This is a genomic window from Ruegeria sp. HKCCD3925, from assembly GCF_057221175.1.
The window spans coordinates 104,331-128,185 of sequence record NZ_JBWVBI010000009.1 but is presented as its reverse complement, the minus strand read 5'-3'; the positions used below and the strand labels follow the sequence as shown (position 1 = coordinate 128,185).

Annotated in this window: 29 protein-coding genes and 1 tRNA gene; 19 read left to right on the top strand and 11 right to left on the bottom strand. The window is 57.3% G+C overall.

Features of this window, described 5'->3' with window-relative positions; translation table 11 throughout:
• Positions 1–4: 4 nt before the first annotated feature.
• Positions 5–1,138 carry a polysaccharide biosynthesis/export family protein gene (locus AC2TEM_RS19545; RefSeq protein WP_170608905.1) on the bottom strand — a complete coding sequence of 378 codons (1,134 nt, stop codon included), beginning with the start codon at positions 1,136–1,138 and terminating at the stop codon, positions 5–7.
• Positions 1,139–1,218: 80 nt separating this feature from the next.
• Entirely contained in the window at positions 1,219–2,517 is a 1,299-nt protein-coding gene (locus AC2TEM_RS19540; protein WP_170608903.1) for a capsular biosynthesis protein, read from the bottom strand.
• Between the two features lie 141 nt (positions 2,518–2,658).
• Here AC2TEM_RS19540 and AC2TEM_RS19535 point away from each other — a divergent pair, with 141 nt between their 5' ends.
• The gene (locus AC2TEM_RS19535) at positions 2,659–3,246 is read left to right on the top strand and encodes a riboflavin synthase (RefSeq protein ID WP_170396310.1); all 588 of its coding nucleotides are present in this window, start codon (positions 2,659–2,661) and stop codon (positions 3,244–3,246) included.
• 3 nt (positions 3,247–3,249) lie between these two features.
• Here AC2TEM_RS19535 and AC2TEM_RS19530 read toward each other — a convergent pair whose 3' ends face one another.
• A complete protein-coding gene (locus AC2TEM_RS19530) occupies positions 3,250–4,305 on the bottom strand; it encodes a phosphatase PAP2 family protein (protein ID WP_480790361.1) in 1,056 nt (351 codons plus the stop codon).
• A 319-nt stretch (positions 4,306–4,624) separates the two neighbouring features.
• Here AC2TEM_RS19530 and ribB point away from each other — a divergent pair, with 319 nt between their 5' ends.
• The 4 genes from ribB to AC2TEM_RS19510 are packed head-to-tail and all read left to right on the top strand — an operon-like array spanning position 4,625 to position 7,144.
• Entirely contained in the window at positions 4,625–5,746 is a 1,122-nt protein-coding gene (ribB, locus tag AC2TEM_RS19525; RefSeq protein ID WP_170422318.1) for a 3,4-dihydroxy-2-butanone-4-phosphate synthase, read from the top strand.
• 2 nt (positions 5,747–5,748) lie between these two features.
• Positions 5,749–6,300, top strand: a complete 552-nt coding sequence (locus AC2TEM_RS19520; protein WP_170422316.1) for a 6,7-dimethyl-8-ribityllumazine synthase — start codon at positions 5,749–5,751, stop codon at positions 6,298–6,300.
• Complete coding sequence (nusB, locus tag AC2TEM_RS19515) at positions 6,297–6,779, top strand: transcription antitermination factor NusB (protein ID WP_170396315.1); 483 nt, start codon at positions 6,297–6,299, stop codon at positions 6,777–6,779. Before AC2TEM_RS19520 ends, nusB begins: the two co-directional genes overlap by 4 nt.
• 59 nt (positions 6,780–6,838) lie before the next feature.
• Entirely contained in the window at positions 6,839–7,144 is a 306-nt protein-coding gene (locus AC2TEM_RS19510; RefSeq protein WP_170403312.1) for a hypothetical protein, read from the top strand.
• A 215-nt stretch (positions 7,145–7,359) separates the two neighbouring features.
• Here AC2TEM_RS19510 and AC2TEM_RS19505 read toward each other — a convergent pair whose 3' ends face one another.
• The gene (locus tag AC2TEM_RS19505) at positions 7,360–7,785 is read right to left on the bottom strand and encodes an SRPBCC family protein (RefSeq protein ID WP_170422314.1); all 426 of its coding nucleotides are present in this window, start codon (positions 7,783–7,785) and stop codon (positions 7,360–7,362) included.
• Complete coding sequence (locus AC2TEM_RS19500) at positions 7,782–8,102, bottom strand: metalloregulator ArsR/SmtB family transcription factor (protein WP_170422312.1); 321 nt, start codon at positions 8,100–8,102, stop codon at positions 7,782–7,784. The genes AC2TEM_RS19505 and AC2TEM_RS19500 overlap by 4 nt, the downstream gene beginning before the upstream one ends.
• Positions 8,103–8,207: 105 nt before the next feature.
• Between AC2TEM_RS19500 and AC2TEM_RS19495 the strand changes: the two genes are divergently transcribed.
• Positions 8,208–8,639, top strand: coding sequence for an MmcB family DNA repair protein (locus tag AC2TEM_RS19495; protein WP_170396323.1), 432 nt, complete (start codon positions 8,208–8,210; stop codon positions 8,637–8,639).
• On the opposite strand, the gene AC2TEM_RS19490 is transcribed toward AC2TEM_RS19495, so the two are convergent.
• Positions 8,636–8,824, bottom strand: coding sequence for a DUF6324 family protein (locus tag AC2TEM_RS19490; protein WP_170396325.1), 189 nt, complete (start codon positions 8,822–8,824; stop codon positions 8,636–8,638). The two genes, AC2TEM_RS19495 and AC2TEM_RS19490, sit on opposite strands and share 4 nt — an antisense overlap.
• A 78-nt stretch (positions 8,825–8,902) precedes the next feature.
• On the opposite strand from AC2TEM_RS19490, the gene AC2TEM_RS19485 reads away from it, so the two are divergent.
• The 7 genes from AC2TEM_RS19485 (at position 8,903) to AC2TEM_RS19455 (ending at position 13,499) form a co-directional block, all read left to right on the top strand.
• Positions 8,903–9,385 (top strand): GNAT family N-acetyltransferase, encoded by a 483-nt coding sequence (locus AC2TEM_RS19485; protein ID WP_170422310.1) that lies wholly within the window; start codon positions 8,903–8,905, stop codon positions 9,383–9,385.
• Between the two features lie 47 nt (positions 9,386–9,432).
• A tRNA-His gene (locus AC2TEM_RS19480) sits at positions 9,433–9,509 on the top strand.
• 92 nt (positions 9,510–9,601) lie between these two features.
• A complete protein-coding gene (dusA, locus tag AC2TEM_RS19475) occupies positions 9,602–10,621 on the top strand; it encodes a tRNA dihydrouridine(20/20a) synthase DusA (RefSeq protein WP_170422308.1) in 1,020 nt (339 codons plus the stop codon).
• Positions 10,622–10,649: 28 nt separating this feature from the next.
• Positions 10,650–11,474: a sulfite exporter TauE/SafE family protein gene (locus AC2TEM_RS19470; RefSeq protein ID WP_170422307.1), complete on the top strand. Its 825-nt coding sequence runs from the start codon at positions 10,650–10,652 to the stop codon at positions 11,472–11,474.
• Positions 11,468–12,253, top strand: coding sequence for a hypothetical protein (locus AC2TEM_RS19465; protein WP_170422305.1), 786 nt, complete (start codon positions 11,468–11,470; stop codon positions 12,251–12,253). The genes AC2TEM_RS19470 and AC2TEM_RS19465 overlap by 7 nt, the downstream gene beginning before the upstream one ends.
• 36 nt (positions 12,254–12,289) lie before the next feature.
• Entirely contained in the window at positions 12,290–13,018 is a 729-nt protein-coding gene (locus AC2TEM_RS19460; protein ID WP_170422303.1) for a SpoIIAA family protein, read from the top strand.
• 280 nt (positions 13,019–13,298) lie between these two features.
• On the top strand, positions 13,299–13,499 hold the full coding sequence (locus AC2TEM_RS19455; RefSeq protein ID WP_170422301.1) for a hypothetical protein: 201 nt from the start codon (positions 13,299–13,301) through the stop codon (positions 13,497–13,499).
• A 9-nt stretch (positions 13,500–13,508) separates the two neighbouring features.
• Here the strand turns inward: AC2TEM_RS19455 and AC2TEM_RS19450 are convergent, their stop codons facing one another.
• From AC2TEM_RS19450 to ccmI, 3 genes are read right to left on the bottom strand one after another with little or no spacing between them, the layout of a single operon-like run.
• Entirely contained in the window at positions 13,509–13,742 is a 234-nt protein-coding gene (locus AC2TEM_RS19450; RefSeq protein ID WP_170396339.1) for a DUF1289 domain-containing protein, read from the bottom strand.
• Between the two features lie 17 nt (positions 13,743–13,759).
• A complete protein-coding gene (ruvX, locus tag AC2TEM_RS19445; RefSeq protein WP_170403288.1) occupies positions 13,760–14,224 on the bottom strand; it encodes a Holliday junction resolvase RuvX in 465 nt (154 codons plus the stop codon).
• Positions 14,221–15,441 (bottom strand): c-type cytochrome biogenesis protein CcmI, encoded by a 1,221-nt coding sequence (gene ccmI, locus AC2TEM_RS19440; RefSeq protein ID WP_170422299.1) that lies wholly within the window; start codon positions 15,439–15,441, stop codon positions 14,221–14,223. Before ccmI ends, ruvX begins: the two co-directional genes overlap by 4 nt.
• A 178-nt stretch (positions 15,442–15,619) precedes the next feature.
• Between ccmI and AC2TEM_RS19435 the strand changes: the two genes are divergently transcribed.
• From AC2TEM_RS19435 to AC2TEM_RS19420, 4 genes are all read left to right on the top strand, one after another.
• The gene (locus AC2TEM_RS19435) at positions 15,620–16,864 is read left to right on the top strand and encodes a sarcosine oxidase subunit beta family protein (RefSeq protein WP_170422297.1); all 1,245 of its coding nucleotides are present in this window, start codon (positions 15,620–15,622) and stop codon (positions 16,862–16,864) included.
• Positions 16,865–16,952: 88 nt separating this feature from the next.
• Positions 16,953–17,282, top strand: coding sequence for a sarcosine oxidase subunit delta (locus AC2TEM_RS19430; protein WP_170422295.1), 330 nt, complete (start codon positions 16,953–16,955; stop codon positions 17,280–17,282).
• 43 nt (positions 17,283–17,325) lie between these two features.
• Complete coding sequence (locus tag AC2TEM_RS19425; RefSeq protein WP_480856369.1) at positions 17,326–20,340, top strand: sarcosine oxidase subunit alpha family protein; 3,015 nt, start codon at positions 17,326–17,328, stop codon at positions 20,338–20,340.
• Positions 20,333–20,899, top strand: a complete 567-nt coding sequence (locus AC2TEM_RS19420; protein ID WP_170422292.1) for a sarcosine oxidase subunit gamma family protein — start codon at positions 20,333–20,335, stop codon at positions 20,897–20,899. The genes AC2TEM_RS19425 and AC2TEM_RS19420 overlap by 8 nt, the downstream gene beginning before the upstream one ends.
• Before the next feature lie 109 nt (positions 20,900–21,008).
• Here the strand turns inward: AC2TEM_RS19420 and AC2TEM_RS19415 are convergent, their stop codons facing one another.
• On the bottom strand, positions 21,009–21,776 hold the full coding sequence (locus AC2TEM_RS19415; RefSeq protein WP_170422290.1) for an FkbM family methyltransferase: 768 nt from the start codon (positions 21,774–21,776) through the stop codon (positions 21,009–21,011).
• 101 nt (positions 21,777–21,877) lie between these two features.
• Between AC2TEM_RS19415 and AC2TEM_RS19410 the strand changes: the two genes are divergently transcribed.
• Both AC2TEM_RS19410 and AC2TEM_RS19405 read left to right on the top strand, forming a co-directional pair.
• Positions 21,878–22,477, top strand: a complete 600-nt coding sequence (locus AC2TEM_RS19410) for a superoxide dismutase (RefSeq protein ID WP_113789565.1) — start codon at positions 21,878–21,880, stop codon at positions 22,475–22,477.
• A gap of 284 nt (positions 22,478–22,761) precedes the next feature.
• On the top strand, positions 22,762–23,214 hold the full coding sequence (locus AC2TEM_RS19405; RefSeq protein ID WP_170396355.1) for a baeRF12 domain-containing protein: 453 nt from the start codon (positions 22,762–22,764) through the stop codon (positions 23,212–23,214).
• Positions 23,215–23,261: 47 nt separating this feature from the next.
• On the opposite strand, the gene AC2TEM_RS19400 is transcribed toward AC2TEM_RS19405, so the two are convergent.
• On the bottom strand, positions 23,262–23,813 hold the full coding sequence (locus tag AC2TEM_RS19400; RefSeq protein ID WP_480856368.1) for an LOG family protein: 552 nt from the start codon (positions 23,811–23,813) through the stop codon (positions 23,262–23,264).
• Positions 23,814–23,855: the final 42 nt, after the last annotated feature.

The window sequence follows — 23,855 nt, the reverse complement described above, 5'->3', positions numbered from 1 at the left end:
CCAATCAGTTACCCGTAAGTGTCGCCACGTTCGCAAATGGCGTCAAACCACCGGCAATCAGGGAGACAGATTTGCTCCACTGTGCATACGGGGCCTCGGTAACGTATATCGTGTCATCGTCGCGGATCACGAAATCGCGGGCGACGAACAGGCCGTTGGGCGCGGTTAGGTTCAGCACGTAGATCATGCGCTGGTCGCCGTTCAACTCCGGACGTCCCATGACATTGCGCGCCACGTCCTGTCTTTCCTCACGCAGGACAAAAATACCGGTCGGGTCTGAGGATAGCGGCTGTAAGCCTCCGACCTGTGCCAGCGCTTCAAGGGCAGATAAGTCCTGACTTTCAAAGGCCACGCGGGACTGTCCACCGGTCGAGCCCAGCGCGATGTATGAGCGGCTGTCCTGTTCGACCAGAATGCGATCGCCGCCGCGCAGGGCGATATCGGTTTCCGGGTTGCGGAACAGATCGTCGTACCAGATGGTTCCTCTTTGCTTGCCCCTGATCACAGTGACCAATGCGATATCGGATGCAACTGCCACCCCGCCTGCTTGCGCGAGCATGGTCGACAACGAGCCAGTTGGTCGCTCAATCGGATAGATTCCCGGCGCGCCGATAGTTCCGGTCAGAGAAACGGTCGACCCATCGCCCGGAGTACGCGACACTTGGACCTGCGGATCCGGAGTCTGTTCTTCCAGCTTCGAGGAAATCAACGTGCGGAGCTGTTCGGGCGTATTGCCCGCTGCACGCAGCCGCCCTGCATAAGGAACAAATATGTAACCTTCGCTGTCGACCTGCACCTGATCCAGAACGGTTGCGCCACCGGCTGCGGAACTTAGCAACCCATCCTCGACATTTTCCCAGATGCTGAGACTCAGAATATCGCCGGGGCGTACGGTATCGGATGCGACGCTTTGCGCGCTGCGGAAGGATTTCGAAAACCCGTATTGCGGAATCACCGATGTGGCCCGCGCAACACGGTCGTCGACCTCAACCACAAAGGCGTTACCCCCGTTTTCGACCGACCCGGCTAGAATTTCGTTTTTGTTCGGCCCGGATTTGGGAAGCTGGCATGCTGCCAGCAGGCCAAGGGTCGCCACAAGGGAAACCCCCCGGATCCATCGGGTAGGAAAGCGCTGCACTGCCGATTTACCTCAATCGTCTTTGTTTTGTGAAGGTTACCCGCATCGCTTCGAAACATCCAGCAGCAGGTTGCCCGCGATCATTCAACAACGCGCAACTGTGGCGTTGTGGCCTCTTTATCGGAGAGCAACCCTTGATAGGGGTCCTGAGCCGATAGCATCATGTCAGCCGCCCGCCGCAGCAATTGACGACGCCCTTGGCGAGAATAGAACCCCCCGGGGACTTGGCAGGTTTCCAGAAGAAATTGGCGATAGGCCCGATAGGCCTTGCCGCCCGGGGCATCTGGCTGGGCAAAGAATGCCTCAATCGATTGCCGAGATACGAATTCGGGCTTGTCATAAACCGACTGCCCAAAAATTCGCAAAGGTATGCCACGCCATAGAACCTGCTGGCCTGCCGTGGAATTCACCGTCACGGCGGATTTTGCATCGTCTAGCAACCTGGCCAGCTTACCACCGGGCACATAGTGAATTCGGTTTGTGATGCCGTGCTGTGCTGCAAGCTGGCGCGCCCGCAGCCGCAGCGGTTCACGGTGGTTCTCAAGCGGGTGTTCCTTGATGACAAGGTGGTGATGCGCAGGGGCGCCTTTGGCGAATCCGGCGATCACTTGTTCGAGAAAATCGGACATACCGGAAAAATCCGAGTGATATTGGACCGAGCTGTCATGCCCCAATTGCAACAGCACAAGGTGATAGGGAAAACCGCTCCACCTGACCTGAGCTGTGGCCCAGCCCCGCTGTAGCCTGTGAATGGGCATCAGTGTCAGGCGTTTGAAGTATAGACGAAACTCTTTCGAGACCGGCAGCTCTCGATGGGGTCGGAATTTCTGATATCTGCGGTTCAGAAACAGCACAAACCAGTGATAGAGGGCACCGTAAAAGATGTGCTGGCGCATATCGCCCCAATGGGAAGGCGGTGGGGGTGCGTGCCCTTCGGACTGTTCCAGCGCCGTCCGCATCTGCGCCACATCCAGTTCCATCAGGCGTGAGTTTCCGTTCGACCCGTTTCGTTCATACGTCACCCACCATGGGCGCAGGTAGCCTTCTTCAAACACATGAACCGTGATCCCGTGTGCTTTGGCAATCTCAACTGCTCGTGCATGCACGGGCCGGGTGTCGCCATAGAGCACGATATCGGTCACATCATAGTGGGTGAGCAATTCGCTTAAGGTCTCCGGCCAATCATCTGGCGCGCCGCGATATGGAATGTAACTGGATTTGTCGCCCCAGAAAGCCTGATCGCCCGCGTTGAAGCCGACCCGCCAGACCTGAGCACCCGCAGCCCGCAGCATCCGACCAAGCGCGTTAAAGAACGGACCATGCGGTCCCTGTAGAAACAGGAACACACGCTGGTCGGGGCAAGCGGTCAAGGGTGCCATGCAATCTGCTCGTCTAGTGGCCTTGTGGTGCGTTTGTATAAAATTATGCCTCTTTGTCGTTTTCACGGCAAGGCAGGGCTTGCCGGTAGAGCTGCGTGCCTTTACCTCGGCTATTGAAGCTAGGTTCAGAGGGTTAATGATATGTTCACAGGGATCGTCACCGATATTGGCACCGTTACCGAACTGGACCAGCAGGGCGACCTGCGGGCACGGATCAAGACAAGCTATGAAACGGCGGGCATTGATATTGGCGCTTCAATCGCAAGTGATGGCGTCTGCCTAACCGTCATCGCGTTGGGCGATGATTGGTATGATGTGCAGATCAGCGCTGAGACGGTTTCGAAAACCAATCTGGACAGTTGGCAGGTGGGCAAGCGCGTCAATCTGGAACGTGCCTTGAAAGTCGGGGATGAATTGGGAGGGCACATCGTCTCGGGCCACGTGGATGGCGTGGCAGAGGTGGTCTCTGTGATAGACGAGGGTGACAGCACGCGGGTGACATTGCGGGCGCCGGCCAATCTGGCCCGGTTTATCGCTCCGAAAGGGTCCGTCGCGCTGAACGGCACATCGCTGACGGTTAATGATGTGGACGGGTGTGACTTTGGTATCAACTTCATTCCCCACACCAAAGAGGTCACCACATGGGGTGACGTCTCGGTTGGTGATCGCGTGAACCTTGAGATCGATACTCTGGCCCGATACGTCGCGCGACTGGCCGAGATGTCCTGACCTTCAGGTGGAAGGTCCAAATTTGGCCGTCAGCCTCTTGGACAGCCACCAGAAGCATGAAGCCAGCAGGATTGAGACATACCCGTCGATGGCGTAGTGCCAGGCGAGGTGAACCGAGCCTAATAAGATGATGAAGGCAAACACCGACAGCGCCCAGCCGAGCCAACGCGAATAGGTGAAGCCGTAGAACGCCAGCAGCACAGTAGAGGCAACATGCATGCTGGGCATCGCCGAGATTCCGCCTGCTAGCCCATTATTCCGATAACCATCCAACAGCATTTCATGCACATTCAGCGCCCAGACCGGGCTGATTTCGTGTGATTTGCGTAACAACTCCATCTGCGGAACGAAGTCAGAGCCAAGATTGAAGGGTTCGTAGTAAACGGGACCAACCGAGGCAAAGATGGTTGCAATCACATTGCCGCCTACAAACCAGCACAGAGCAAACGCTACCAGAAAAACGGTGCTGCGGTTCGGGTCACTGCGGTCCAGACAGGCGACGCAAACCGCGATGTAAATCATGGGAAACCAGATGTGATAGGCGCCATTTATCGCAGTGGTTACGATCGGGGATCCCAAAATGGGCCATAGCAAGGTCCACGGATCGACGCCGCCGTGCAGAAACCGGTCCCATTGCACGAATTGCTCATCCCAGAGTGTCGGATTCACAGCATGTATTTCGTTCTTCAGGAAGGTATAGGTCAGGATAAGAGCGACGATGCTGAGAAAGCAGATAACCGCATCGGTCGCTTTTCCAACATCTGCCATCTTGGATCGCAGATCTTGCAACATCCATTGAATTGGCTTTTTGGGTCGCACGACGAACATGGCAACGCCAAGTCGCCAAAGAACGAAATTTGCGAACATGAAACCAAGCAGACGAACTGAGATGACAATCAGGGAAGAGGTCGAAAAATCCCAATATGACCGTCCTACATAGATGCTAACGGCAATGGCATAGACCATCTGCAGTGCAATGAGTGATAGCAGCAGCCTGTTTCGCCGAAGGGCGCTTAAACGCACGAAATTTGCAGCGGGCAGATCAGCGGTCTTAGACACTGGGCTCAAATTCTCGTCTAGCTAGGACATTATACAATGACTGGTGCCCAGGATATCAGGCGATCCAAGGGCCCAATTGGGGCAATTTGTGGACAAAGTTCACGCAACCGGCCTAAAGGTTCAGCTATTGGCGACAATGCGCGGAAAAGGCCTAAGTCAAAACTGGCGCATAGGATTGGTAAACTGAGTTGGCACCAGATTTCATCGCTGGCCCTATAGCGCTGGGCATATCAATCTATCTCGCAGTGCTTACAGGCTGGTCTTTGCGTCCACTCTGGTCTATCCCGCCATTCAAACCCGTTGTGCGAAAGGCTGCCCTATGAGTTTTGAGACCCCCGGACCGGTAGAGGCCCAATTGCGCGAGGCGATCAGTCCGATCGAAGAAATCATCGACGAGGCCCGAAAGGGCCGGATGTACATTCTTGTGGATCATGAGGACCGCGAGAATGAGGGTGATCTGGTGATCGCGGCTGAGTTCGCTGACGCAGAGGCGATCAATTTCATGGCGACCCATGGGCGCGGGTTGATCTGCCTGCCGATGACAGCGGAACGGATCGATAGCCTGGGCCTGCCGATGATGGCGGTGAACAACTCGTCGCGTCATGAGACAGCCTTCACCGTGTCGATAGAAGCGCGCGAGGGAGTTTCGACGGGAATATCGGCCGCTGATCGCGCACTAACGGTGGCGACCGCGATCAACGAGCAAAACACTATGGCTCACATAGCGACCCCAGGCCATGTCTTCCCCTTGCGCGCCAAAAGGGGCGGTGTATTGGTGCGTGCAGGGCATACCGAAGCCGCCGTTGATATCTCGCGTCTGGCCGGGCTGAACCCCTCGGGCGTGATCTGCGAGATCATGAAGCCCGATGGCACAATGGCGCGCCTGCCTGATCTGGTCGCCTTCGCCGAAGAGCATGAAATGAAGATCGGCACGATCAGTGATCTGATCGCCTATCGCTCGCGTAACGACAATCTGGTGGTTGAAACTTCGCGCGAGACAGTGAATTCCGAATACGGTGGCGAATGGGAGATGCGGATTTTCACCGACCAGACCCACGGTATTGAACACGTTGTCATGATCAAGGGCGACATCACAACGCCCGAGCCGGTCCTGACCCGGACCCACGCCCTGCATGAAGCGCCCGATATTCTGGGTCTTGGCCCGAAATCTTCGCGAGAGCTGCCCCGCGCGATGGAAAAGATCGCCGAAGAGGGGCGCGGCGTCGTTTGCCTTTTCCGTCAGCCGCGAAATTCGCTGTATGCCGCAGACGACGAAGGCCCGCGCACGATCAAGCAAACCGGTCTGGGTGCGCAGATCCTGTCCAAGATGGGTATTCAGGAACTGGTGCTGCTGACAGACTCGCCTGAAACCGTGTATCTGGGGCTCGACGCGTTTGGACTGTCAATCGTCGGCACCCGCTCGATCCTCAAGGAAGACTGATAATGGCTGAAAAAGACAAACATGGCATTCTGCCGACTCCAAGCTTCGGCAAGCCGGTGAAACTGCTGCTGGTGGTGGCTCCGTTCTACCGTGCCATCGCTGACAACATGGTCGCTGGTGCCAAGGCCGAGATCGAGGCCGCAGGCGGAACCTGCGACGTGGTCGAAGTGCCCGGTGCGCTGGAAATCCCAACCACTATCGCCATGGCCGACCGCCAGTGTAACTACGACGGCTATGTCGCGTTGGGCTGTGTCATTCGGGGCGAGACGACGCATTATGAAACCGTCTGCAACGACTCTAGCCGTGCAATCCAGTTGATGGGCCTGCAGGGCCTGCTGATCGGAAATGGCATCCTGACTGTCGAAAACGACGAACAGGCCGAGGTACGTGCAAACCCCGAAAAGATGAATAAAGGCGGTGGAGCGGCGGCTGCGGCCTTGCATCTGATCGCGCTCAGCCGTAAGTGGGGCTCTTCCAAAAAGGGCGTGGGCTTCAAGCCACCGTCCGAGTCCATCCTTGTGGCGGGCGACAGCAACGGACCCACGACAGCATGACCCAGACAGACGCGCCGAAACCGGCCAACCAGAAACGCCTTATGAAATCCGCCGCCCGGCTTTATGCCGTGCAGGCACTGTTCCAGATGGAGCAGTCGGGCCAGACGACTGAACAGGTTGTGAATGAGTTTCTGGATCATCGGTTTGGCGCGGTCTACGAGGGGGATGAGATGCTGGATGGCGATATTAGTGTCTTCCGCAAGTTGGTGGATGACGCCGTGAACTATCAGGCCACCATCGACCAGATGACCGATCGTGCATTGGTCGCCAAATGGCCTATTGCGCGCATCGATCCGACCCTGCGCGCTGTGTTTCGCGCGGCCGGGGCTGAGTTGACCCAGAGCGACACGCCGCCAAAGGTCGTGATCACCGAATTCGTCGATGTCGCACGTGCGTTCTTCCCGGAAGGCAAAGAGCCCAAATTCGTGAACGCTGTGCTGGATCACATGGCGCGCGAAGCCCAGCCCGAGGCGTTCTGACGCCTTTACCGCGACCCTGCATGCGCTAGACTCACCATCACAGCGCAAGGAGGTTCGCCATGCCCAAACTGGTCCGTCTCTACATTACGCAAGTCATCTGGGGCTTTGTGATCTCGGCCGTCTTTGTCGGGGTGCTGCTGGCGCTCAACGTGGCCAATCTACGGCATCTAATCACCAGTTCGGAAATTGGTCTGATCGCGTTGGCCATGATCTGGTTCATGAACGGGATCGTCTTTGCGGGTGTGCAGTTCGCCTATGCTATCATGAGCATGGCTGAGAAGCCGAACAAACCACGTGGTGGAACACCGATTGCTCATGGTTTGAAGCCTGCGCCGATCAAACAGGAAGTGCGCGCAGGGCGCTGATTTATTAGGTAAATATGTGGCGGGACCACCAGTCAACCGTGCGGTTTGATTCCCGAGGACCTGTATGTACAGGTGGGCGCCAGGTAATCAGGCCAGGACCTGAACAGAGCCAGCCCCCTCGGAATTGCTTAAGGCCACCAGAATGCTACCTGTCACAAGAAGGGCAGAACCCGCCACGGGCCTAAGTAGGGCCTGAAGCAGGTTCGCACAAGGGGTTAAGCATCAACAGTTTCGTGCAATGCGGTGCGCATCTTGCCGAAATGTTCATCCCATCCGTCATCCAGCGAAAGGATCAGGCCAAAGGCGTCAGCCCCTTGAGGTAAGCCCTCGTGCAGCAGTCCAAGGCGTGTACCGCCGGCGACGGGTTCCAGCGTCCACTTGACCACACTTTCGGCGCCGCCCATCGGTTTTATGGTGAATGTATATTCAAGATACTCTGGACGTCTCGCTTCACGCACTTCACCCCAAATCAGAAGGTCGCCACTGGTCGTCCCGAACATCTCAAGCTTTTGTCCAGCAGCAAGGGGACGTTCGGGTTTGTGAAACCACTGGGCCAACCGGTCGGGATCAGTCAAATAGTCCCAAACGATTTCTGGTGTAGCGCGGAGAAAGATTGTTTTCTGCAAAACTGCGTCTGTCATTTCTTATTCCCTTCGATAGCTTTCTTCAGATTTGCGAGGCGATCATCCCAGAACCGGTCGAAGTAGCTGAGCCAGTCCAGAACCGGAGCCATTCCTTTGGGTTCAAGGCGATTGATGCGTTCGCGTCCACGAGCTTCGACGGTGATCAATCCTCCGTCGGACAAAACGGTCAGATGCTTTTTGACGGCCGCGCGGGTCATGTCGAAACGTTCGGTTAGTTGAGCGATCGTCATATCCTGCGCTGCTAGCATCTGAACGATGTCGCGGCGGGTCGGGTCCGCCAGGGCGCGAAATGCGTTTTGGGTCTGTGTCTTCATCGGGCACCTCTTATTAGATACCATTTGGTTTCATATTATTGCGATACCAAATGGTACTATGTCAAGCTGCTTGATTTTTGTTCATGAATTGTTCACATTCTCGGAATGACACTAATTATGCAGCCTGGACAGAAGCTGGCCCGTGGTGTTTCGCGTCACTTGTTGACCCACGGCTATGTTTCGATTGAAGAATTTGTCCCTACCCGAGGGCTGCGGGTCGATGTGATGGGGTTGGGCCCAAAGGGTGAGATTTGGGTGGTCGAGTGTAAATCCAGCCGCGCCGATTATCAGTCGGATTCCAAATGGCAGGGCTATCTTGACTGGTGTGACCGATTCTTTTGGGCGGTTGATACGGATTTCCCGACCGAGCTTCTGCCTGCGGAAACAGGCTTGATCATCGCCGATGCCTATGATGCCGAAATCATCCGTATGGGGCCAGAAAGCAAGCTGGCCCCGGCGCGGCGCAAAAAGATGGTTCAGAAATTCGCGATGGATTCTGCACGTCGGTTGCAGGCCTTGCGCGACCCCAGGGTTTAGCTTTTGATGGCGCGCGCGGCTTGGGCTGCGGCGCGGATTTCCTCGGCGATTTCTTCGGCCTCTTCGGGGTCGAAATCCATTGGAATCTCAATACCGGCACCTTCAATGAACAGCCGCACCATACCATGATCGGTGGGGCCGATCTGCAGGTTCGCTTCGATATCGCGTTCGGTATTGATGCTCATGTTCGCCTCCGGGAAATGCGCTTTGGTGCTAACGCGCGATGGGTTGAGAATCAAGCCGACTATGAGTTCAGATAGGGCATGGAGACGGCAACGCTCAGACCTTTCCACGCCGAGGATGCGCCGTGGCTGGTTGAACAGCATGGAGTGCTTTATTCCCGCGACGAAGGGTTTGATGACAGTTTCGGCCCGCTGGTTGCCCGCATTCTGACGGAATTCATCGCGGATCATGATCCAACTTGCGAACAAGGCTGGATCGCCGAGTGCGACGGGGATCGTTTGGGTAGTATTTTCTGTGTCAGGCTGGATGATCAAACCGCCAAGCTGCGGTTGTTTCTGCTGCTGCCCGAGGCTCGTGGACAGGGGCTGGGCAAGCGGCTACTGACTGCCTGCATGGGTTTCGCCCGCGACGCAGGATATCGCCAGATGGTGCTATGGACCCATGAGAGTCACGCCGCCGCTTGTGGGCTGTATCGTGCGTTTGGGTGGGAGCTTGTCGACAGCAAGTCGGTGCATTCGTTCGGTGTCGATCTGGTCGAACAAAGCTGGCGAATTCAGCTTTAATCCCCTTGCAATCCCCGTACGCCTTCGCTAAATCGCCCCTCACAAGTGCCGCCTTAGCTCAGTTGGTTAGAGCGCTGGATTGTGGATCCAGAGGTCCCCTGTTCAAGCCAGGGAGGCGGTACCATCTCCCAAAACCCAAGAACGGTTTGCCGGTTGCAGGTCTTTCTGTATACCCGGTACTTGGCGAAAGCTGCGTTCCGATGACATGAGCTAAATATGCCGGATAAGAAACCTGTAGACATCCGTAGAAGTGCGAGACTGTCTGTTGCGCCGATGATGGATTGGACCGACAAGAATTGCCGGTTTCTGCATCGTTTGCTGAGTTCTGAGACCTTGCTTTATACTGAAATGGTCACAGCGCCTGCTTTGGTGCGCGGCGGCGCACTGCATCTGCTGGACTTTAATCCTCAGGAGCACCCGGTTGCGTTGCAGCTAGGGGGTTCTGACCCGCAGGAATTGGCGCAGGCGGCCAAGCTGGGCGCGGAAGCCGGATATGACGAGATCAACTTGAATTGTGGGTGTCCGTCTGACCGTGTGCAATCAGGGACATTCGGTGCGGTATTGATGCGCGCACCAGAAAAGGTCGCGGAATGCGTTGCGGCGATGCGCGAGGCGGTGAAGGTCGAAGTCACGGTGAAATGCCGTATCGGTGTTGACGAACAGGAACCTTCAGAAGTGCTACCTGCATTCCTCGACCAGATTCGCAAGGCCGGTTGTCGGCGGGTGACGATCCATGCGCGCAAAGCTTGGTTGCAGGGGTTAAGTCCCAAGGAAAACAGAGATATTCCGCCACTGGATTATGATCTGGTGCATCGGATGAAGGCTGATTTTTCGGACATGCATATCTCGATCAATGGTGGCATTACGTCGCTTGCTCAGGCGCAACAGCATCTGGAGGCTGGGCTTGATGGTGTCATGATCGGTCGTGCCGCCTATCACCAACCGACAGATATTCTGGCGGCTGCGGACCCGTTGATCTTTGGAACGGGCAGCGTCGCGGATCCCATTGAAGTGGTGCAAAATATGCTGCCCTATGTCGAGGCGCATCTTGTCGACGGTGGTCGATTGCACCAGATCACGCGGCATATGCTGGGCCTGTTCGCGGGGCGTCCCGGTGCGCGGGGATGGCGGCGGATGCTCTCCGAAGGTGCTGTGCGCGAGAATGCCGGCCCAGAAGTGATCCTGCAGGCTCTGGACTCTGTCGCAGCGCTATCGCAGGTGGAACAGGTAGGCTAAGACGGCTTCGAGCCGCTATGGGGGAATGATGCCCGAGACGATGTTGCTGGCCCAGATGCTGGGCCTTTTGCTTGTGATCGGCGCTTTGGCCGGGGTGTTGGCTGGACTTTTGGGCGTTGGCGGTGGAATCGTTCTGGTGCCTGCGTTTTTCTATGCGTTTCAGACACTTGGATATGGCGGGCCTCAGCTGATGCAGCTATGCCTCGCAACTTCGCTGGCGACGATCATTGTAACGTCGATCCGATCGGTTCTTAGCCATAACAAGAAAGGCGCGGTGGATTGGGGCATCCTGCGCGGCTGGGGGCCAGGCATAGCGGTGGGTGCGGTGATCGGTGTTCTGGTGGCTTCAGCTCTGAGGACAGAGTTATTGCAGGCGCTGTTCGGCATGCTTGGCATGGTCATCGGCGTCTATCTTGGTTTGGGAAAATCCGAGTGGAGGTTGGGGGATGCAATGCCCAAGGGATTGCGCCGCGCTGTGCTTTCGCCTTCGGTCGGGTTTCTGTCGGTACTGATGGGAATTGGCGGGGGCAGTTTCGGTGTTCCGCTCATGAGCCTTTATAACACTCCGATCCACCGGGCGGTTGCGACCGCAGCGGGCTTTGGCGTGATCATCGCTGTACCGTCGGTGCTGGGTTTTTTGTTTCTCAACATCGCTCCGGAGCATCGCCCGCCGCTGACCATTGGCGCGGTCAATCTGGTGGCTTTCGGTATCGTCGTTGCGATGACTATGATCACCGCCCCGTGGGGCGTTAAGCTGGCGCATGCGATGGATCCGAAGCCGCTCAGGCGGGTCTTCGCGGTATTCCTTACCCTGGTTGCCCTGAATATGCTGAGAAAGGCGTTGGGGTGGTAGCGTCGTTTTACAAGCTAGGTTGGGTAAAGTTTCCTTATGATGGAGCGTTGGCGGATTGGGTGGCGCACGCTCTTCCCACTGCGCGTGCGTCCGTCAGCGATCCGGCTCATGCAGCTTGGCACGATTGCGATGGCACGTGGTTCATTGGCGTTGATGCACTGGACAATGATGCGCAGGGCAGGGTCGCGGGTTCGCCTGCACTGGCGGGCGCGGCCATCGAACTGGCACATCAGCAGTTTGGATCGATTGATCTGCACAAAGGGCAGGTGTCGGTAATATATCCGGGCTACCCTCAACCCCGGCGTGGCGAAAGCGAGGCTGCGGCGCGGTATCGTGCGCGGCGAGATGCGGCGCATGTGGACGGGCTCAAGCCAGCTGGCCCTGATCGACGACGGCGGGTGGATGAACCTCATGCCTGGATATTGGGTATCCCACTTACCGAGGCCAGTGTGGACGCAGCACCAATGGTGCTGTGGGAGGGAAGCCACAAAATCCTCGGCGATGCTTTTCGGTCCGCGATGAAGAAGGTGCCGCGGCATGAATTGGGCGAGGCCGATATCACAGATGTCTATCAGGCTGCGCGCCGCGAAGTATTCGAGACCTGTCCGCGCCTCGAACTACCAGCACGCCCAGGCGAAGCCTATCTGTTGCACCGCCACTGTCTGCATGGTGTTGCACCATGGGGTCCGAATGCCAGCGCTGGACCGGATGGACGGATGATCGCCTATTTCCGCCCTCAGTTGCCTGGTGGTGTAGCGCAATGGCTCGAATCCCCGTAACCTCCTGCCATTGTTTGGCTTTGGAGAGTTGGTTCGATGATTACGGTTCACACGAATGCAGATGGTGCCCTTATTGAGGTCGAGCTTTCGGGCGAGGTCACTAGCGCAGATTACGCGAGCACGCTTGTTCCCGCTATTGAGGCCGCATTGGAAGAGCACGACGCCATACGACTGCTGGCGATCGTTGGGTCCGAGTTCAAAGGATACGATCTGGGCGCCGCATGGTCTGATACCAAGTTGGGGCTCAGCCATTGGCGCGGATTCGACCGGATTGGCGTTGTGGCGGACCAGGGATGGGTGCAAACAAGCGTCCGCCTGGCTGCGCCGATCCTGCCTTGCCCGGTGCACGTTTTTGGAATGGATGGGGTGGAGGAAGCGCGTCGCTGGATGCGCGAATCTCTCGGGGCGATCCACGTGACGGATCTGGGCGGACCTTGCGTGCAGATCAGCCTGATGGGCAAACTGGATTCGCAGGAATACGGTCAGGCTCAAACCGATCTTGATGCGCTGTTGCGCGAACGTGACGGGTTTCGCCTGTTGATCGATCTGCGCGAGTTCGATGGTTGGCAGGGTCTGACTGCAATGGCAGCCCATTTCAGACTGGCGGCTGGTCATATTGGGATGCTGGATCGTGCAGCGATTGTCGGTGACAAGACATGGCAAAAAATGGCGCAACGCATGGCCAGCCATGTTCTGGGAACGCGGACCCAGTATTTCCCGGCTGAGGAATACGAGAATGCAAAAACCTGGCTTGCGACTGGCTAAATGCTCTAAAAATGGTTCAGAAACAATGCCTTGTAATCATAGGCATTGTTCTTTTTTGCGTTGACGTTACGGAATGCAACTTTAAGTTAGCGCTATTATTGACTGGTTGGTCAAATAACTTAAAAAGTCCTTACCTGTCCCGGATTTAGAGGGAGAGGCAAAAAGCTGTTTCGCGTCGCTGTGGGCCACCACTCACTCAAACACAGCTTCCGGACTCTTCCCCCTCGGTGTTCGGAACGGTCCCGCAGTGGCGCGTCGTTTATTACATATTGGAAGAGCAATGATTTTTCGCTCAGTACTAAAGCGCATTCTTTCGAAGGACACCCCCGAACAGGCTGAAAGCCACGAGTTGGAAGCTGAGTTGCGCCCGCGACCTGCAAAGACGACAACCCAGAACGAGCTGGTTGAACTGTTCGGTTCTGAGTTGCGGGATCACGAATCTCTGAGTGATCTTAAGCCTACGCGGTCGCCAAAATACTAGGCTTGCGGATCAGGACCCTTGCAGCCGGGCGGCACGGCCACCACGGCGCTTTGCCAGACGGGGTTTGCGTTCCGGCAGATCCTGCATGATTTCGGCCCGTTCGGTGCTGTCCATCTTTGACCAGCGCGTGATCTCGTCAATGGTGCGGTAGCAGCCGGTGCAGATACGTTCGGTCGGGTGAACGACGCAGATTTGGATGCAAGGGCTTTCGACCTCGTCCCGTTTCCAAACCATATTCGTCATGGGCGTTTTCCGATCCGTCAAAGAAAGCGCAGTCTGTCCAGCGCGCCTTGCAGAATATAACCTGCTGCGACGTGATCAATAACCTGTCCGCGACGTTTTCGTGTCGTATCCGCCTCAAGCAGTGCTTTTTCTGCCGCAACGGTGCTTAGTCGTTCGTCCCAGAAACCGATGGGCAGATCGGTCAAGCGGGTCATGTTTCGCGCGAAGGCGCGGGTTGACTGGCAGCGCGGCCCTTCGCTGCCATCCATGTTGCGCGGCAGTCCGAGGATAATGCCGCCGATCTCACGCTCGGTCACAATCTCGATCAAACGCGCGGAATCCAGTGTGAATTTCTTGCGTCGTACCGTCTCAAGCGGGGTGGCCACGCCGCGCATCCGGTCCGAGACGGAAACGCCGATGGTCTTTTCTCCCAGATCCAGCCCCATCAGGGCTGACATTGGGGGCAGGGATGCTGCGAAGTCTTCGAACGCGTCGTGGATCATTGAGCGATTCCGGCCTGCAGCGCGGCAGCGTCGATCATCTCCAACGCTGCAGCGTTACCCGCAAATACTTCCTTGGCTTCGTTCCTGATTTTGATGGCGCGTTGGCCTTCGCCCAGCACGCCCAAGGCGGCAATCAGGCGAGCCCACTCCTCGGGTGTCCCGCCCTCGGTCGCAAGGCGGTCCGAAAGGCCATCGACCATGCCGCGGATCATTTCTTGTCGTTCCTCTGGCGACATCTCGGCGGCAGCATTTACATCGTCCTGGCTGGGGCCGGATGCAGCAGAAAAGTCGGGTGTGTTAAACACGCCTGCGCGGAATGCCAATTCATCGATCTGTGACCGGATGGCATTCGCCCATGGCGCGCCGGCGGGGGCGTCATTCAGAGTTTCGACCCAAACGCGATAAGCCATATCAGGCCGCCCGGTCTGTGCCAGCATCTGCCCCCAATAATACCGGGCAGGACCCAAGCGCTGATTGCGCTCAAGCGCCTGTCGCAAGGCGGCTTCCGCTTCCGGTGAGACGTAGCCGCCAGCGGCCAAAATCATCATCTCTGCCTGATCCGAATAGGCCTGAGCCGACGCGTTGTCACCCGACAGTTCGATCACACGGGTTTGTGCCTCATACCCTGCTTTGAAGTTCCCCGCATTGGTTTCATGCTGTGCCAGCAGGGTATGGCCTTGCAGATCATCGGGGCGTTCGGCCACAGTTTCGCGCAGCCGGTTCAGCAAAGTTGCATAGCTTTCGTCCAGCGGAGGCGTCTGGACCGGTGTGGCAATGCCCTCGGCCTCAGCCTGGCTGGGTCGATTTTCGCGCAGGTCTTCTGCCATTTCCAGACGAACTGAAAGGGGCATGTCAGGGAAACCGGCAGCACCCAACTGACGATACATCGCCAACCCGCCACCAACCAGAACGGCGGCCATGGCGAGGAACGCAATTATGGTAACCAAGCGTGATGGCCCGGTGCCTTTGTCTTCATTGCGCATCTGCGCGTCTGCGGCCAGGATACGGCGCGAGATTTCCGTGCGTACACGCTCGGCATCAGCTTTCGCGATCACGCCGCGCGCCAAGTCTTTGTCAACGCCTGCTAGCTGTTCACGATAGACTCGCAGATCATAAGCAGCTGTCGGGCCGGTGCCGCGACGACCGCGCAGCATCGTGTAACCCAGGAAAATCGCGATCAGCAGCGCGATCAAGAAGATGAGAACCCAGAACGGCATGGTCCCTCCAAAATGGTTGCCCTGACTTAGACCTGTCGGCGCATGGAAAAAAGGGACAAATAGCCGCGAAGGGCGCTCATGTCGCAATAGTGCATTATTGCGGCGTTGCGCGGCAGGGTTAAAATGTATGGGCACGGCATACCTGCGCCCAATCATCGAAGACCGGACGGATTCGCACATGAAACACTACTCAGCCTTTGCTGTAGCGCGCGAAGCGCTGCGCTATCACACCGGATGGGAGCGCGCATGGCGTTCGCCGGAGCCTAAGAAGCGCTATGACGTCATTATCGTCGGGGCCGGCGGTCACGGTTTGGCAACAGCCTACTATCTTGGCAAGAACTACGGCATCCAGAACGTTGCCGTAATAGAAAAAGGCTGGTTGGGCGGTGGCAACACCGGTCGGAACACGACCATCATCCGATCGAACTATCTGCAGGATCCGTCAGCGGCGATTTACGAAAAGGCGCGCGGTCTCTACGAAGATCTGAGCCAGGAACTGAACTATAACATCATGTTCAGCCCGCGTGGCGTAATCATGCTGGCGCAGACCCAGCACGAGATTCGCGGCTATCAGCGTACTGCGCATGCGAATGCGCTGCAGGGTGTTCAGACCGAATGGATTGGGCCCGAACGCGTGAAAGAGCTGGTGCCGATCATTAATCTGGAAGGCCCGCGCTATCCGGTTCTGGGCGGGCTTTGGCAGGAACGTGGTGGGACCGCGCGCCATGATGCGGTGGCATGGGGCTATGCCCGCGCATGTTCGGCCATGGGTATGGACATCATCCAGAAATGCGAAGTCACCGGCGTCCGGTCCGAAAACGGTCGTGTTGTCGGGGTCGATACCACAAAAGGGGCCATCGATTGTGACAAGCTGGGGATCGTGGTTGCGGGGCATTCCGGCCAGTTGGCTGAGATGGCGGGCTTCCGTCTGCCGCTTGAGGCCGTCGCGCTGCAGGCGCTGGTGTCCGAGCCGATCAAACCCTGCATGGATGTCGTTGTGATGGCGAACACCGTACACGGCTATATGTCTCAGTCCGACAAGGGCGAGATGGTGATTGGTGGTGGCACGGACGGGTTCAACAACTATACCCAGCGTGGCAGCTTCCATCATATCGAGGAAACGGTACGCGCATTGGTCGAAACTTTCCCGATGATCTCGCGCCTGAAAATGCTGCGCCAGTGGGGCGGTATTGTGGATATGACCGGCGACCGCTCGCCGATCCTGTCGAAAACACCGCTTAATGGCTGCTTTATCAACGCGGGCTGGGGCACCGGCGGCTTCAAGGCCATTCCGGGATCGGGCTGGGGCATGGCTCAGCTGATGGCCACGGGGCATTCACCACTGACCGAAGCCTTCTCGCTGGATCGTTTCAAAGAAGGCCGCTTCATCGACGAAAGCGTCGCGGCCGGGGTGGCGCACTGATGAAGATTTTTCGTCGAAAAATCTCGCACGCCCGTCACGCAGAATTTGCAGGCAGATACGTCTCGCCTGCTGCCAAGAGGATGATCACATGCTGATCTTGAAATGCCCTTATTGCGGCGTCGAAGCCGAAGAAACTGAACTGGCTGCAGGTGGCGAGGCGCATTTGAAGCGTTATGGCCCGGGCTCGTCAGATGATGAGTTCCACGACTACCTTTTTATGCGCGAAAACCCCAAAGGCGTCCATTTCGAACGCTGGCGCCATGCCAATGGGTGCGGCAAGTGGTTCCACGCCGCGCGCTGTACGAACACGCTTGAGGTCTTTGGCACCTATTCGGCGCAGACAACCGAGCCGCCCCAAGAGATCAAGGACGCCATCACCGCCAAGCGTCCCGGCTGGACGTGGAGAGAGTACAAATGATCTGTACAGCCATCCAAAATACCGCCTGCGAAAGGTCCGCATCATGAGCACCCGTCTCGCAAAACATGGCCGTTTGATTGATCGGTCGAAAAAGGTCAATTTCACCTTCAACGGCACCTCGATGCAGGGCTACGAGGGCGATACGCTCGCGTCTGCCTTGCTGGCAAATGATCAGATGATGATGGGCCGGTCGTTCAAGTATCACCGCCCGCGCGGCGTGGTCGCCAGTGGCGCGGAAGAGCCAAACGCTCTGGTCGGTCTGGGTGAGGGCAACCGGTTTGAGCCGAACCAGCGCGCCACCACGACAGAGCTGTTCAATGGTCTGGCATCCGCGTCACAGAACCACTGGCCGAACCTCGAGTTCGACATCGGCGCGATCAATACGCATCTGTCGCGGTTTCTGCCAGCCGGATTCTATTACAAGATGTTCATCCATCCGAAACCGTTCTGGAAACATGTTTACGAGCCGTTTATTCGCCAGTCGGCGGGTTTGGGCAAAGCGCCCGACAAGGACAACCGTGACGCGGACACATACGAGCATTTTTACGCCTTCACCGATGTCTTGGTGATTGGTGGTGGTATCGCGGGTTTGCAGGCCGCCAAGGTGGCAGCCCAAACCGGTGCCAAGGTGATGCTGATCGAGCAGACTGCGCACTGGGGTGGTCGTGCTCCGGTTGATGGCGGAACCATCAATGGTGAGCCTGTGGATAAGTTCGTGGAACAATTGGTTTCCGAAATCGAAACAATGGACAACGTCACCATGCGCAATCGCTGCATGGGTGCGGGGGTCTATGACCACGGTTATGTACTGGGTTATGAGCGTCTGACTGACCACAAGCCGGGTGTTCAGGGGCCGCGTCACCGCCTGTGGCGCATTCGTGCGAAGCAGGTCGTGACCGCGACTGGTGCGATTGAGCGTCCGCTGTCATTCGCAGGCAATGATGTGCCTGGCGTTATGCTGGCCTCTGCCATGCGCGACTATGTGGTCAACTGGGGCGTGACGCCGGGCGAGCGTGTGATTGTCGCCACCAACAATGATGACGCCTACCGGACTGCAATTACCTTGAAACAGGCCGGTGTCGATGTCCTGCGCGTGGTTGATGCGCGCGACACCGCCGGACCTCTGGCCGAAGAGGCGCGTCAGCTGGGTATCCGCGTCGATCCGGGCAAGGCGATCGCAAAGGTCAAAGGCGGCAAGCGGGTCAAGAAAGTTGCGATCTGCAATCAAGAGGGGATCGGAGGCGCCCGGGAAGAGGTCGAATGCGATGCGATTGCCATGTCAGGTGGTTGGTCTCCGGTCGTGCATATGTGGTCGCATTGCGGCGGTAAGCTAATCTGGGACGAGGCGAACGCGCATTTCCGCCCCGATCCTTCACGTCCTCCGCTGGGGGCAGACGGTGAAGGTTTTGTTCTGGCGGCAGGGGCTTCGAACGGCCCACTGGCCCTGGGGGATGTCCTGAAGGATGCAGATACTGCCGGCAAAGCGGCAGCGAAGGCGGCCGGGTTCTCCGCGAAGCGCACCAAAGCGCCAGTTGGTGAGACTACGGCCGAGGCCCCAATGGCCGCTGTCTGGCTCATGCCTTCTAATGCCGAGATTGATCTGCGCATGAAATCGTGGCTGGACTTCCAGAACGACGTCAAGGTCTCGGACGTGCAACTGGCTGCGCGCGAGGGCTATGAAAGTGTCGAGCACACCAAGCGTTACACCACGCTGGGCATGGCAACGGATCAGGGTAAGTTGAGTAATATCAACGGTCTGGCAATCCTTGCTGATGCGCTGGATTCAGAGATCCCGAAGGTCGGTACCACCACCTTCCGCCCGCCATATACTCCAATCTCGATGGCTTCGATTGGTGGTGAAGCGCGTGGTGAGGTGTTCCAGCCGATCCGTCAAACGCCGATGCATAACTGGCACGATAAGAACGGGGCCGATTGGGAGCCGGTCGGCCATTGGCGTCGAACCTATGCCTATGTCCGACCCGGTGAATCCGTGCATGATGCGGTGAATCGCGAGGTTAAAAACACCCGCGAAAACCTCGGGCTGTTGGACGCTTCGACCCTCGGCAAGCTGATCGTCAAAGGCCCCGACGCAGGCAAGTTCCTGGACATGATGTACACCAACATGATGTCCACGCTGAAGGTCGGCAAATGCCGCTATGGCCTGATGTGTTCCGAGAATGGCTTCCTGATCGACGACGGCGTTGTTGCCCGCATCGATGAGGACACGTGGCTGTGCCACACCACCACCGGCGGGGCCGAGCGTATCCATGGCCACATGGAAGAATGGCTGCAGACCGAGTGGTGGGACTGGAAAGTCTACGTCGCGAACGTCACCGAGCAATATGCGCAGGTCGCCGTGGTAGGTCCGAACGCCCGCAAGGTACTTGAGAAGCTGGGCGGCATGGATCTGTCGAAAGAGGCGCTGCCCTTCATGGAATGGCGCGATGGCAAGATCGGCGCGTTCGACGCGCGGGTCTACCGTATCTCGTTCTCGGGTGAGCTGTCCTATGAGATCGCGGTCCCTGCAAGCCAAGGTCAGGCGTTCTGGGACGCTCTGATCGAGGCAGGGCAGGAGTTCGGAGTGATGCCATACGGCACCGAATGTCTGCATATTCTGCGTGCCGAGAAAGGCTTTATCATGATCGGCGATGAGACCGACGGCACCGTGATCCCGCAGGATCTGGGGCTGCACTGGGCGCTGTCCAAAAAGAAAGAGGATTACCTCGGAAAACGCGCCCATTCGCGGACCCATATGGCCGATCCTGAGCGCTGGAAACTGGTTGGTCTTGAGACTGTGGATGGATCGGTTCTGCCGGACGGTGCCTATGCGGTGGGCGAGGGCGTGAATGCGAACGGTCAGCGCAACATGATCGGTCGCGTAACTTCGACCTACTACTCGGCCAATCTGGGCAAAGGCATCGCCATGGGCCTGATCAAACACGGCCCCGACCGGATGGGCGAAGTGGTCGAGTTCCCGGGCACTGACGGCAAAACCTACAAGGCCAAGATCGTGGACCCGATCTTCTATGACAAGGACGGGGAGAAGCAGAATGTCTGAACCCATCAGCGCACTGAACCACGCCTCATATGATGGCATCGCCAAGATCGAGGAATGCGGCCTACAGGGCATGATCACACTGCGCGGTGATCTGTCGGATAAGGTACTGGCTAAGGCTGTCAAAGACGCCACCGGGCAGAAAGTGCCCGGTCAGCGTGAAGCGTTTGTGAATGGCGACACCGGTGTTTGCTGGATGTCCACCGACGAATTGCTGGTGCTTGTGCCTTATGCCGAGGTCGAGGCCAAACTGGCCGCGATGACCAACGCGCTAAGTGGTACGCACGCACTGGCGGTCAACGTCTCCGACGCGCGGGCCGTATTCCGCGTTTCGGGCGCGAACGCGCGCGAGGTTTTGGGCAAGCTGGCTCCGGTTGAGCTGTCGGCCGAGGCATTCCAACCCGGCCAGATCCGCCGTTCGCGTTTGGCGCAGGTGGCAGGTGCCTTCTGGATGGACGACGCTGAGACTTTTCGCATCGTCTGCTTCCGCTCTGCGGCGGATTATGCGTTCAAATTGCTGAAGGTTGCGGCGCAGCCCGGCAGCGAGGTCGGGGTTTATTAAGCCCTGATCGCCTGATGATATGTGGGTGAGGGGGCTTTGCCCCCTCGGCCTGCGGCCTCACTCCCAGGATATTTCTGTTTAGATGAAGGTCGGATCTCTGGTTCGGGTCTCAGGGGGTCGTGCTGAACAGGAATGTCGGGAACTGAGTGAGTGCACGCTGGCCCGTCAGGGCTGACTTGCCGGTTTCGCCTGTGTGTGGGTCGTGGCATTGGCGATAGAAAGCCAGGTCTTCTGATAGTTTTTTCATGGCCGCGCTGCGGTTGTCTGCGCTCAGATAAGGTGCGTGCGTTGAGAGAAACAGCGCAGGGTTATCTTTTTCTAACCAAGGCAGCATAGAAGGCAGGACCGAAAATTCAGCGCCTTCGATATCCATTTTGACCAAAGAGACATCAGTCAGGTCGACGGATTCAGAAAATTGATCCCAACCGATGGTAAGTGCGTCAGTGCCATGGCTGCCTTCGTGGAGCAATGATGACGTTGAATCGCCTGCCTCTCCGTGCGCTGAAGCCATTCGTGCCACTCCAAACCCATCTGACAAGGCGATGCTGAAGGCTGATACGTTTCGGATGTCGTTCAGCTCTAGGTTCCAGACCAAATGGCGGTAAGCCACTGGGTCAGGTTCAAAACACCACACATGGCGAGCGCGGCGCGCGGCATAGAGGACCGTGGGGCCAATCCATGCACCGATATCAAGATAGTCCTTTTCGGGCGACAGATAGTGGTCCAGCACCGAAAATGTCTCAGGTTCCCACTCCCCGGCTGATACCTTGCGCCAGAATTTCGAGTGATAGGGGTCCAGGCGAAAGGGTTCACCGTTCAAGTTGCCCGCATAGTATCCGCGGGCGCGAAAGAACATTTTGCGCGCCTGTGTCAGCATCGCGGACCTCCGGGTTTTTGTGTTGCGGCCCTTGACCTGCGGCGGCTGTCAAAGCATTTAACCTTTGGAACCGCAACATTCATTTTCAACAGGGGGCCGAGATGGCTTTTGAACTTCCTGATCTTCCTTATGCACATGACGCGCTGGCAGCCAAGGGTATGTCCGCGGAAACGCTGGAATATCACCATGACCTGCACCACAAGGCCTATGTCGACAACGGCAACAAGCTGATCGCCGGCACCGAGTGGGACGGCAAGTCACTGGAAGAGATCATCGTTGGCACATACGACGCAAATGCCGTCGCGCAGAACGGTATCTTCAACAACATCAGCCAGCTGTGGAACCACAACCAGTTCTGGGAGATGATGGGCCCCGGTGGCAACGCGATGCCCGGTGAGCTGGAGAAGGCTCTGACCGAGAGCTTTGGTTCGGTTGACGAATTCAAGTCGCAGTTCAGCGCTGCCGGTGCCGGTCAGTTTGGTTCCGGCTGGGCGTGGCTGGTCAAGAATGCCGACGGTTCGTTGGCAGTGACGAAAACTGAAAACGGCGTGAACCCGCTGTGCTTCGGTCAGACCGCACTGCTGGGCTGTGATGTGTGGGAGCATTCCTACTACATCGATTTCCGCAACAAGCGTCCGGCTTACCTGTCGAACTTCCTCGACAACCTGGTGAACTGGGAAAACGTAGCCTCGCGGATGTGATTTCCACTTGGTAGAACTTAATGAATGGCCCGCTGGCAGTGATGCTGGCGGGCTTTTTGTTATGAATTGATGGGTGGCCGGTAAAAACCTGCCGGTACGTCAACTTTCATTATCCCACCTATTGTGCACGGCCTTTCAGCACCTACGTAAAGTAGGCGGAGGGAGAGAACCGCCAATCAACCAAAAACCTATCAAAATGCGAGCGAAACACCAACGCCGCATCGTTAAACAGGTGTGTCTAAGGGACAGGCGAAGGCCAACCTAAGCGATACAGGAGATCACGAATGGCTGCACTTGAACAGGGAACATGGGTTATCATCGCCGATGGGGAAAAAGCGCTGGTGATGGAGAATATCACGGACGCACAGGACCCCAACTTGGTCGTCGTGTCGGTCGAAGAACAGGACGCAGCACCGACCAAGCCAAGTGACAGGGCAGGGCGGCGACCCGATACGGGACCGAACCAGAAATCTGCGGTTGAAGAGGAGACATGGAAGTCCCACGCAAAATCTCTGTTCGTTCAGGATGTGGCGAACCTTCTGAATCGCAAGGGGCTGAAAGGGGCCTATAAACGATTGGTATTGGTTGCCAGTCCACATGTTCTGGGCCTGTTGCGCCGTCGGCTGCACAGTGAAGTGCTGGCAAAGGTTGTGGCAGAAGTCGACAAAACACTCACAAACCACCCGTTGCACAAGGTCGAACGGATACTGAAGACCCGATTGGCGAAACCTGCCTAAACGAATACTGAGATTCGGGCGGTTTGCGCCGCCCGATTGCCAGTTTTTTAGTTCAGTAATTTGCGAAGCGCGGACATGGTCGCATCCGGTGTGTCGACCCAGGTGATGAATTCTGCCAAAGAACCATCTGCAAACCTCTGACCGATCAGTTGATCCAGCAGCGTGTGCAGCGTGTCCCAGTACCCGTCAACATTCATCACCAGAATGGGTTTGTCATGAAGCCCCAGTTGCCGCCATGTCAGTGCTTCGAAAAGTTCGTCCAATGATCCGGGGCCGCCGGGCAGGACAACTACGGCATCCGCGTTCATGATCATCACTTTTTTACGCTCGTGCATCGTCTCGGTCACGATGAACCGGGTAAGGTCGGTCTTGCCGACCTCGCGCTGAAGCAAGTGCACCGGGATCACCCCAAATGTATCGCCGCCGGACGATTGTGCCGCCCGCGCGACCTCGCCCATAAGACCCACATCTCCGGCCCCGTAGACCAGCCGCCAGCCTTCGTTGGCCAACAAGGTTCCAAAGCTGTGGGCAGCGGCGGAGTAGGCAGGATTCACACCATTGCGTGACCCGCAATACACACAGACGGATTTCTGGGACATAGGTAGGGCTTTCTGCTCTTGTGTTAGGGGTTTTGACCCCTG

Bases quoted from the DNA above. Each gene is read 5' to 3' on its own strand.
- ccmI (WP_170422299.1), bottom strand. From the start codon at position 15,441: ATGCCGTTCTGGGTTCTCATCTTCTTGATCGCGCTGCTGATCGCGATT.
- AC2TEM_RS19425 (WP_480856369.1), top strand. From the start codon at position 17,326: ATGAGCACCCGTCTCGCAAAACATGGCCGTTTGATTGATCGGTCGAAA.
- AC2TEM_RS19540 (WP_170608903.1), bottom strand. From the start codon at position 2,517: ATGGCACCCTTGACCGCTTGCCCCGACCAGCGTGTGTTCCTGTTTCTA.
- AC2TEM_RS19535 (WP_170396310.1), top strand. From the start codon at position 2,659: ATGTTCACAGGGATCGTCACCGATATTGGCACCGTTACCGAACTGGAC.
- AC2TEM_RS19490 (WP_170396325.1), bottom strand. From the start codon at position 8,824: ATGAGCATCAATACCGAACGCGATATCGAAGCGAACCTGCAGATCGGC.
- AC2TEM_RS19455 (WP_170422301.1), top strand. From the start codon at position 13,299: ATGATTTTTCGCTCAGTACTAAAGCGCATTCTTTCGAAGGACACCCCC.
- AC2TEM_RS19505 (WP_170422314.1), bottom strand. From the start codon at position 7,785: ATGACAGACGCAGTTTTGCAGAAAACAATCTTTCTCCGCGCTACACCA.
- nusB (WP_170396315.1), top strand. From the start codon at position 6,297: ATGACCCAGACAGACGCGCCGAAACCGGCCAACCAGAAACGCCTTATG.
- AC2TEM_RS19470 (WP_170422307.1), top strand. From the start codon at position 10,650: ATGCCCGAGACGATGTTGCTGGCCCAGATGCTGGGCCTTTTGCTTGTG.
- AC2TEM_RS19405 (WP_170396355.1), top strand. From the start codon at position 22,762: ATGGCTGCACTTGAACAGGGAACATGGGTTATCATCGCCGATGGGGAA.
- dusA (WP_170422308.1), top strand. From the start codon at position 9,602: ATGCCGGATAAGAAACCTGTAGACATCCGTAGAAGTGCGAGACTGTCT.
- AC2TEM_RS19450 (WP_170396339.1), bottom strand. From the start codon at position 13,742: ATGACGAATATGGTTTGGAAACGGGACGAGGTCGAAAGCCCTTGCATC.
- AC2TEM_RS19495 (WP_170396323.1), top strand. From the start codon at position 8,208: ATGACACTAATTATGCAGCCTGGACAGAAGCTGGCCCGTGGTGTTTCG.
- AC2TEM_RS19420 (WP_170422292.1), top strand. From the start codon at position 20,333: ATGTCTGAACCCATCAGCGCACTGAACCACGCCTCATATGATGGCATC.
- AC2TEM_RS19415 (WP_170422290.1), bottom strand. From the start codon at position 21,776: ATGCTGACACAGGCGCGCAAAATGTTCTTTCGCGCCCGCGGATACTAT.
- AC2TEM_RS19460 (WP_170422303.1), top strand. From the start codon at position 12,290: ATGATTACGGTTCACACGAATGCAGATGGTGCCCTTATTGAGGTCGAG.
- AC2TEM_RS19500 (WP_170422312.1), bottom strand. From the start codon at position 8,102: ATGAAGACACAGACCCAAAACGCATTTCGCGCCCTGGCGGACCCGACC.
- ruvX (WP_170403288.1), bottom strand. From the start codon at position 14,224: ATGATCCACGACGCGTTCGAAGACTTCGCAGCATCCCTGCCCCCAATG.
- AC2TEM_RS19410 (WP_113789565.1), top strand. From the start codon at position 21,878: ATGGCTTTTGAACTTCCTGATCTTCCTTATGCACATGACGCGCTGGCA.
- ribB (WP_170422318.1), top strand. From the start codon at position 4,625: ATGAGTTTTGAGACCCCCGGACCGGTAGAGGCCCAATTGCGCGAGGCG.
- AC2TEM_RS19435 (WP_170422297.1), top strand. From the start codon at position 15,620: ATGAAACACTACTCAGCCTTTGCTGTAGCGCGCGAAGCGCTGCGCTAT.
- AC2TEM_RS19430 (WP_170422295.1), top strand. From the start codon at position 16,953: ATGCTGATCTTGAAATGCCCTTATTGCGGCGTCGAAGCCGAAGAAACT.
- AC2TEM_RS19510 (WP_170403312.1), top strand. From the start codon at position 6,839: ATGCCCAAACTGGTCCGTCTCTACATTACGCAAGTCATCTGGGGCTTT.
- AC2TEM_RS19520 (WP_170422316.1), top strand. From the start codon at position 5,749: ATGGCTGAAAAAGACAAACATGGCATTCTGCCGACTCCAAGCTTCGGC.
- AC2TEM_RS19485 (WP_170422310.1), top strand. From the start codon at position 8,903: ATGGAGACGGCAACGCTCAGACCTTTCCACGCCGAGGATGCGCCGTGG.
- AC2TEM_RS19400 (WP_480856368.1), bottom strand. From the start codon at position 23,813: ATGTCCCAGAAATCCGTCTGTGTGTATTGCGGGTCACGCAATGGTGTG.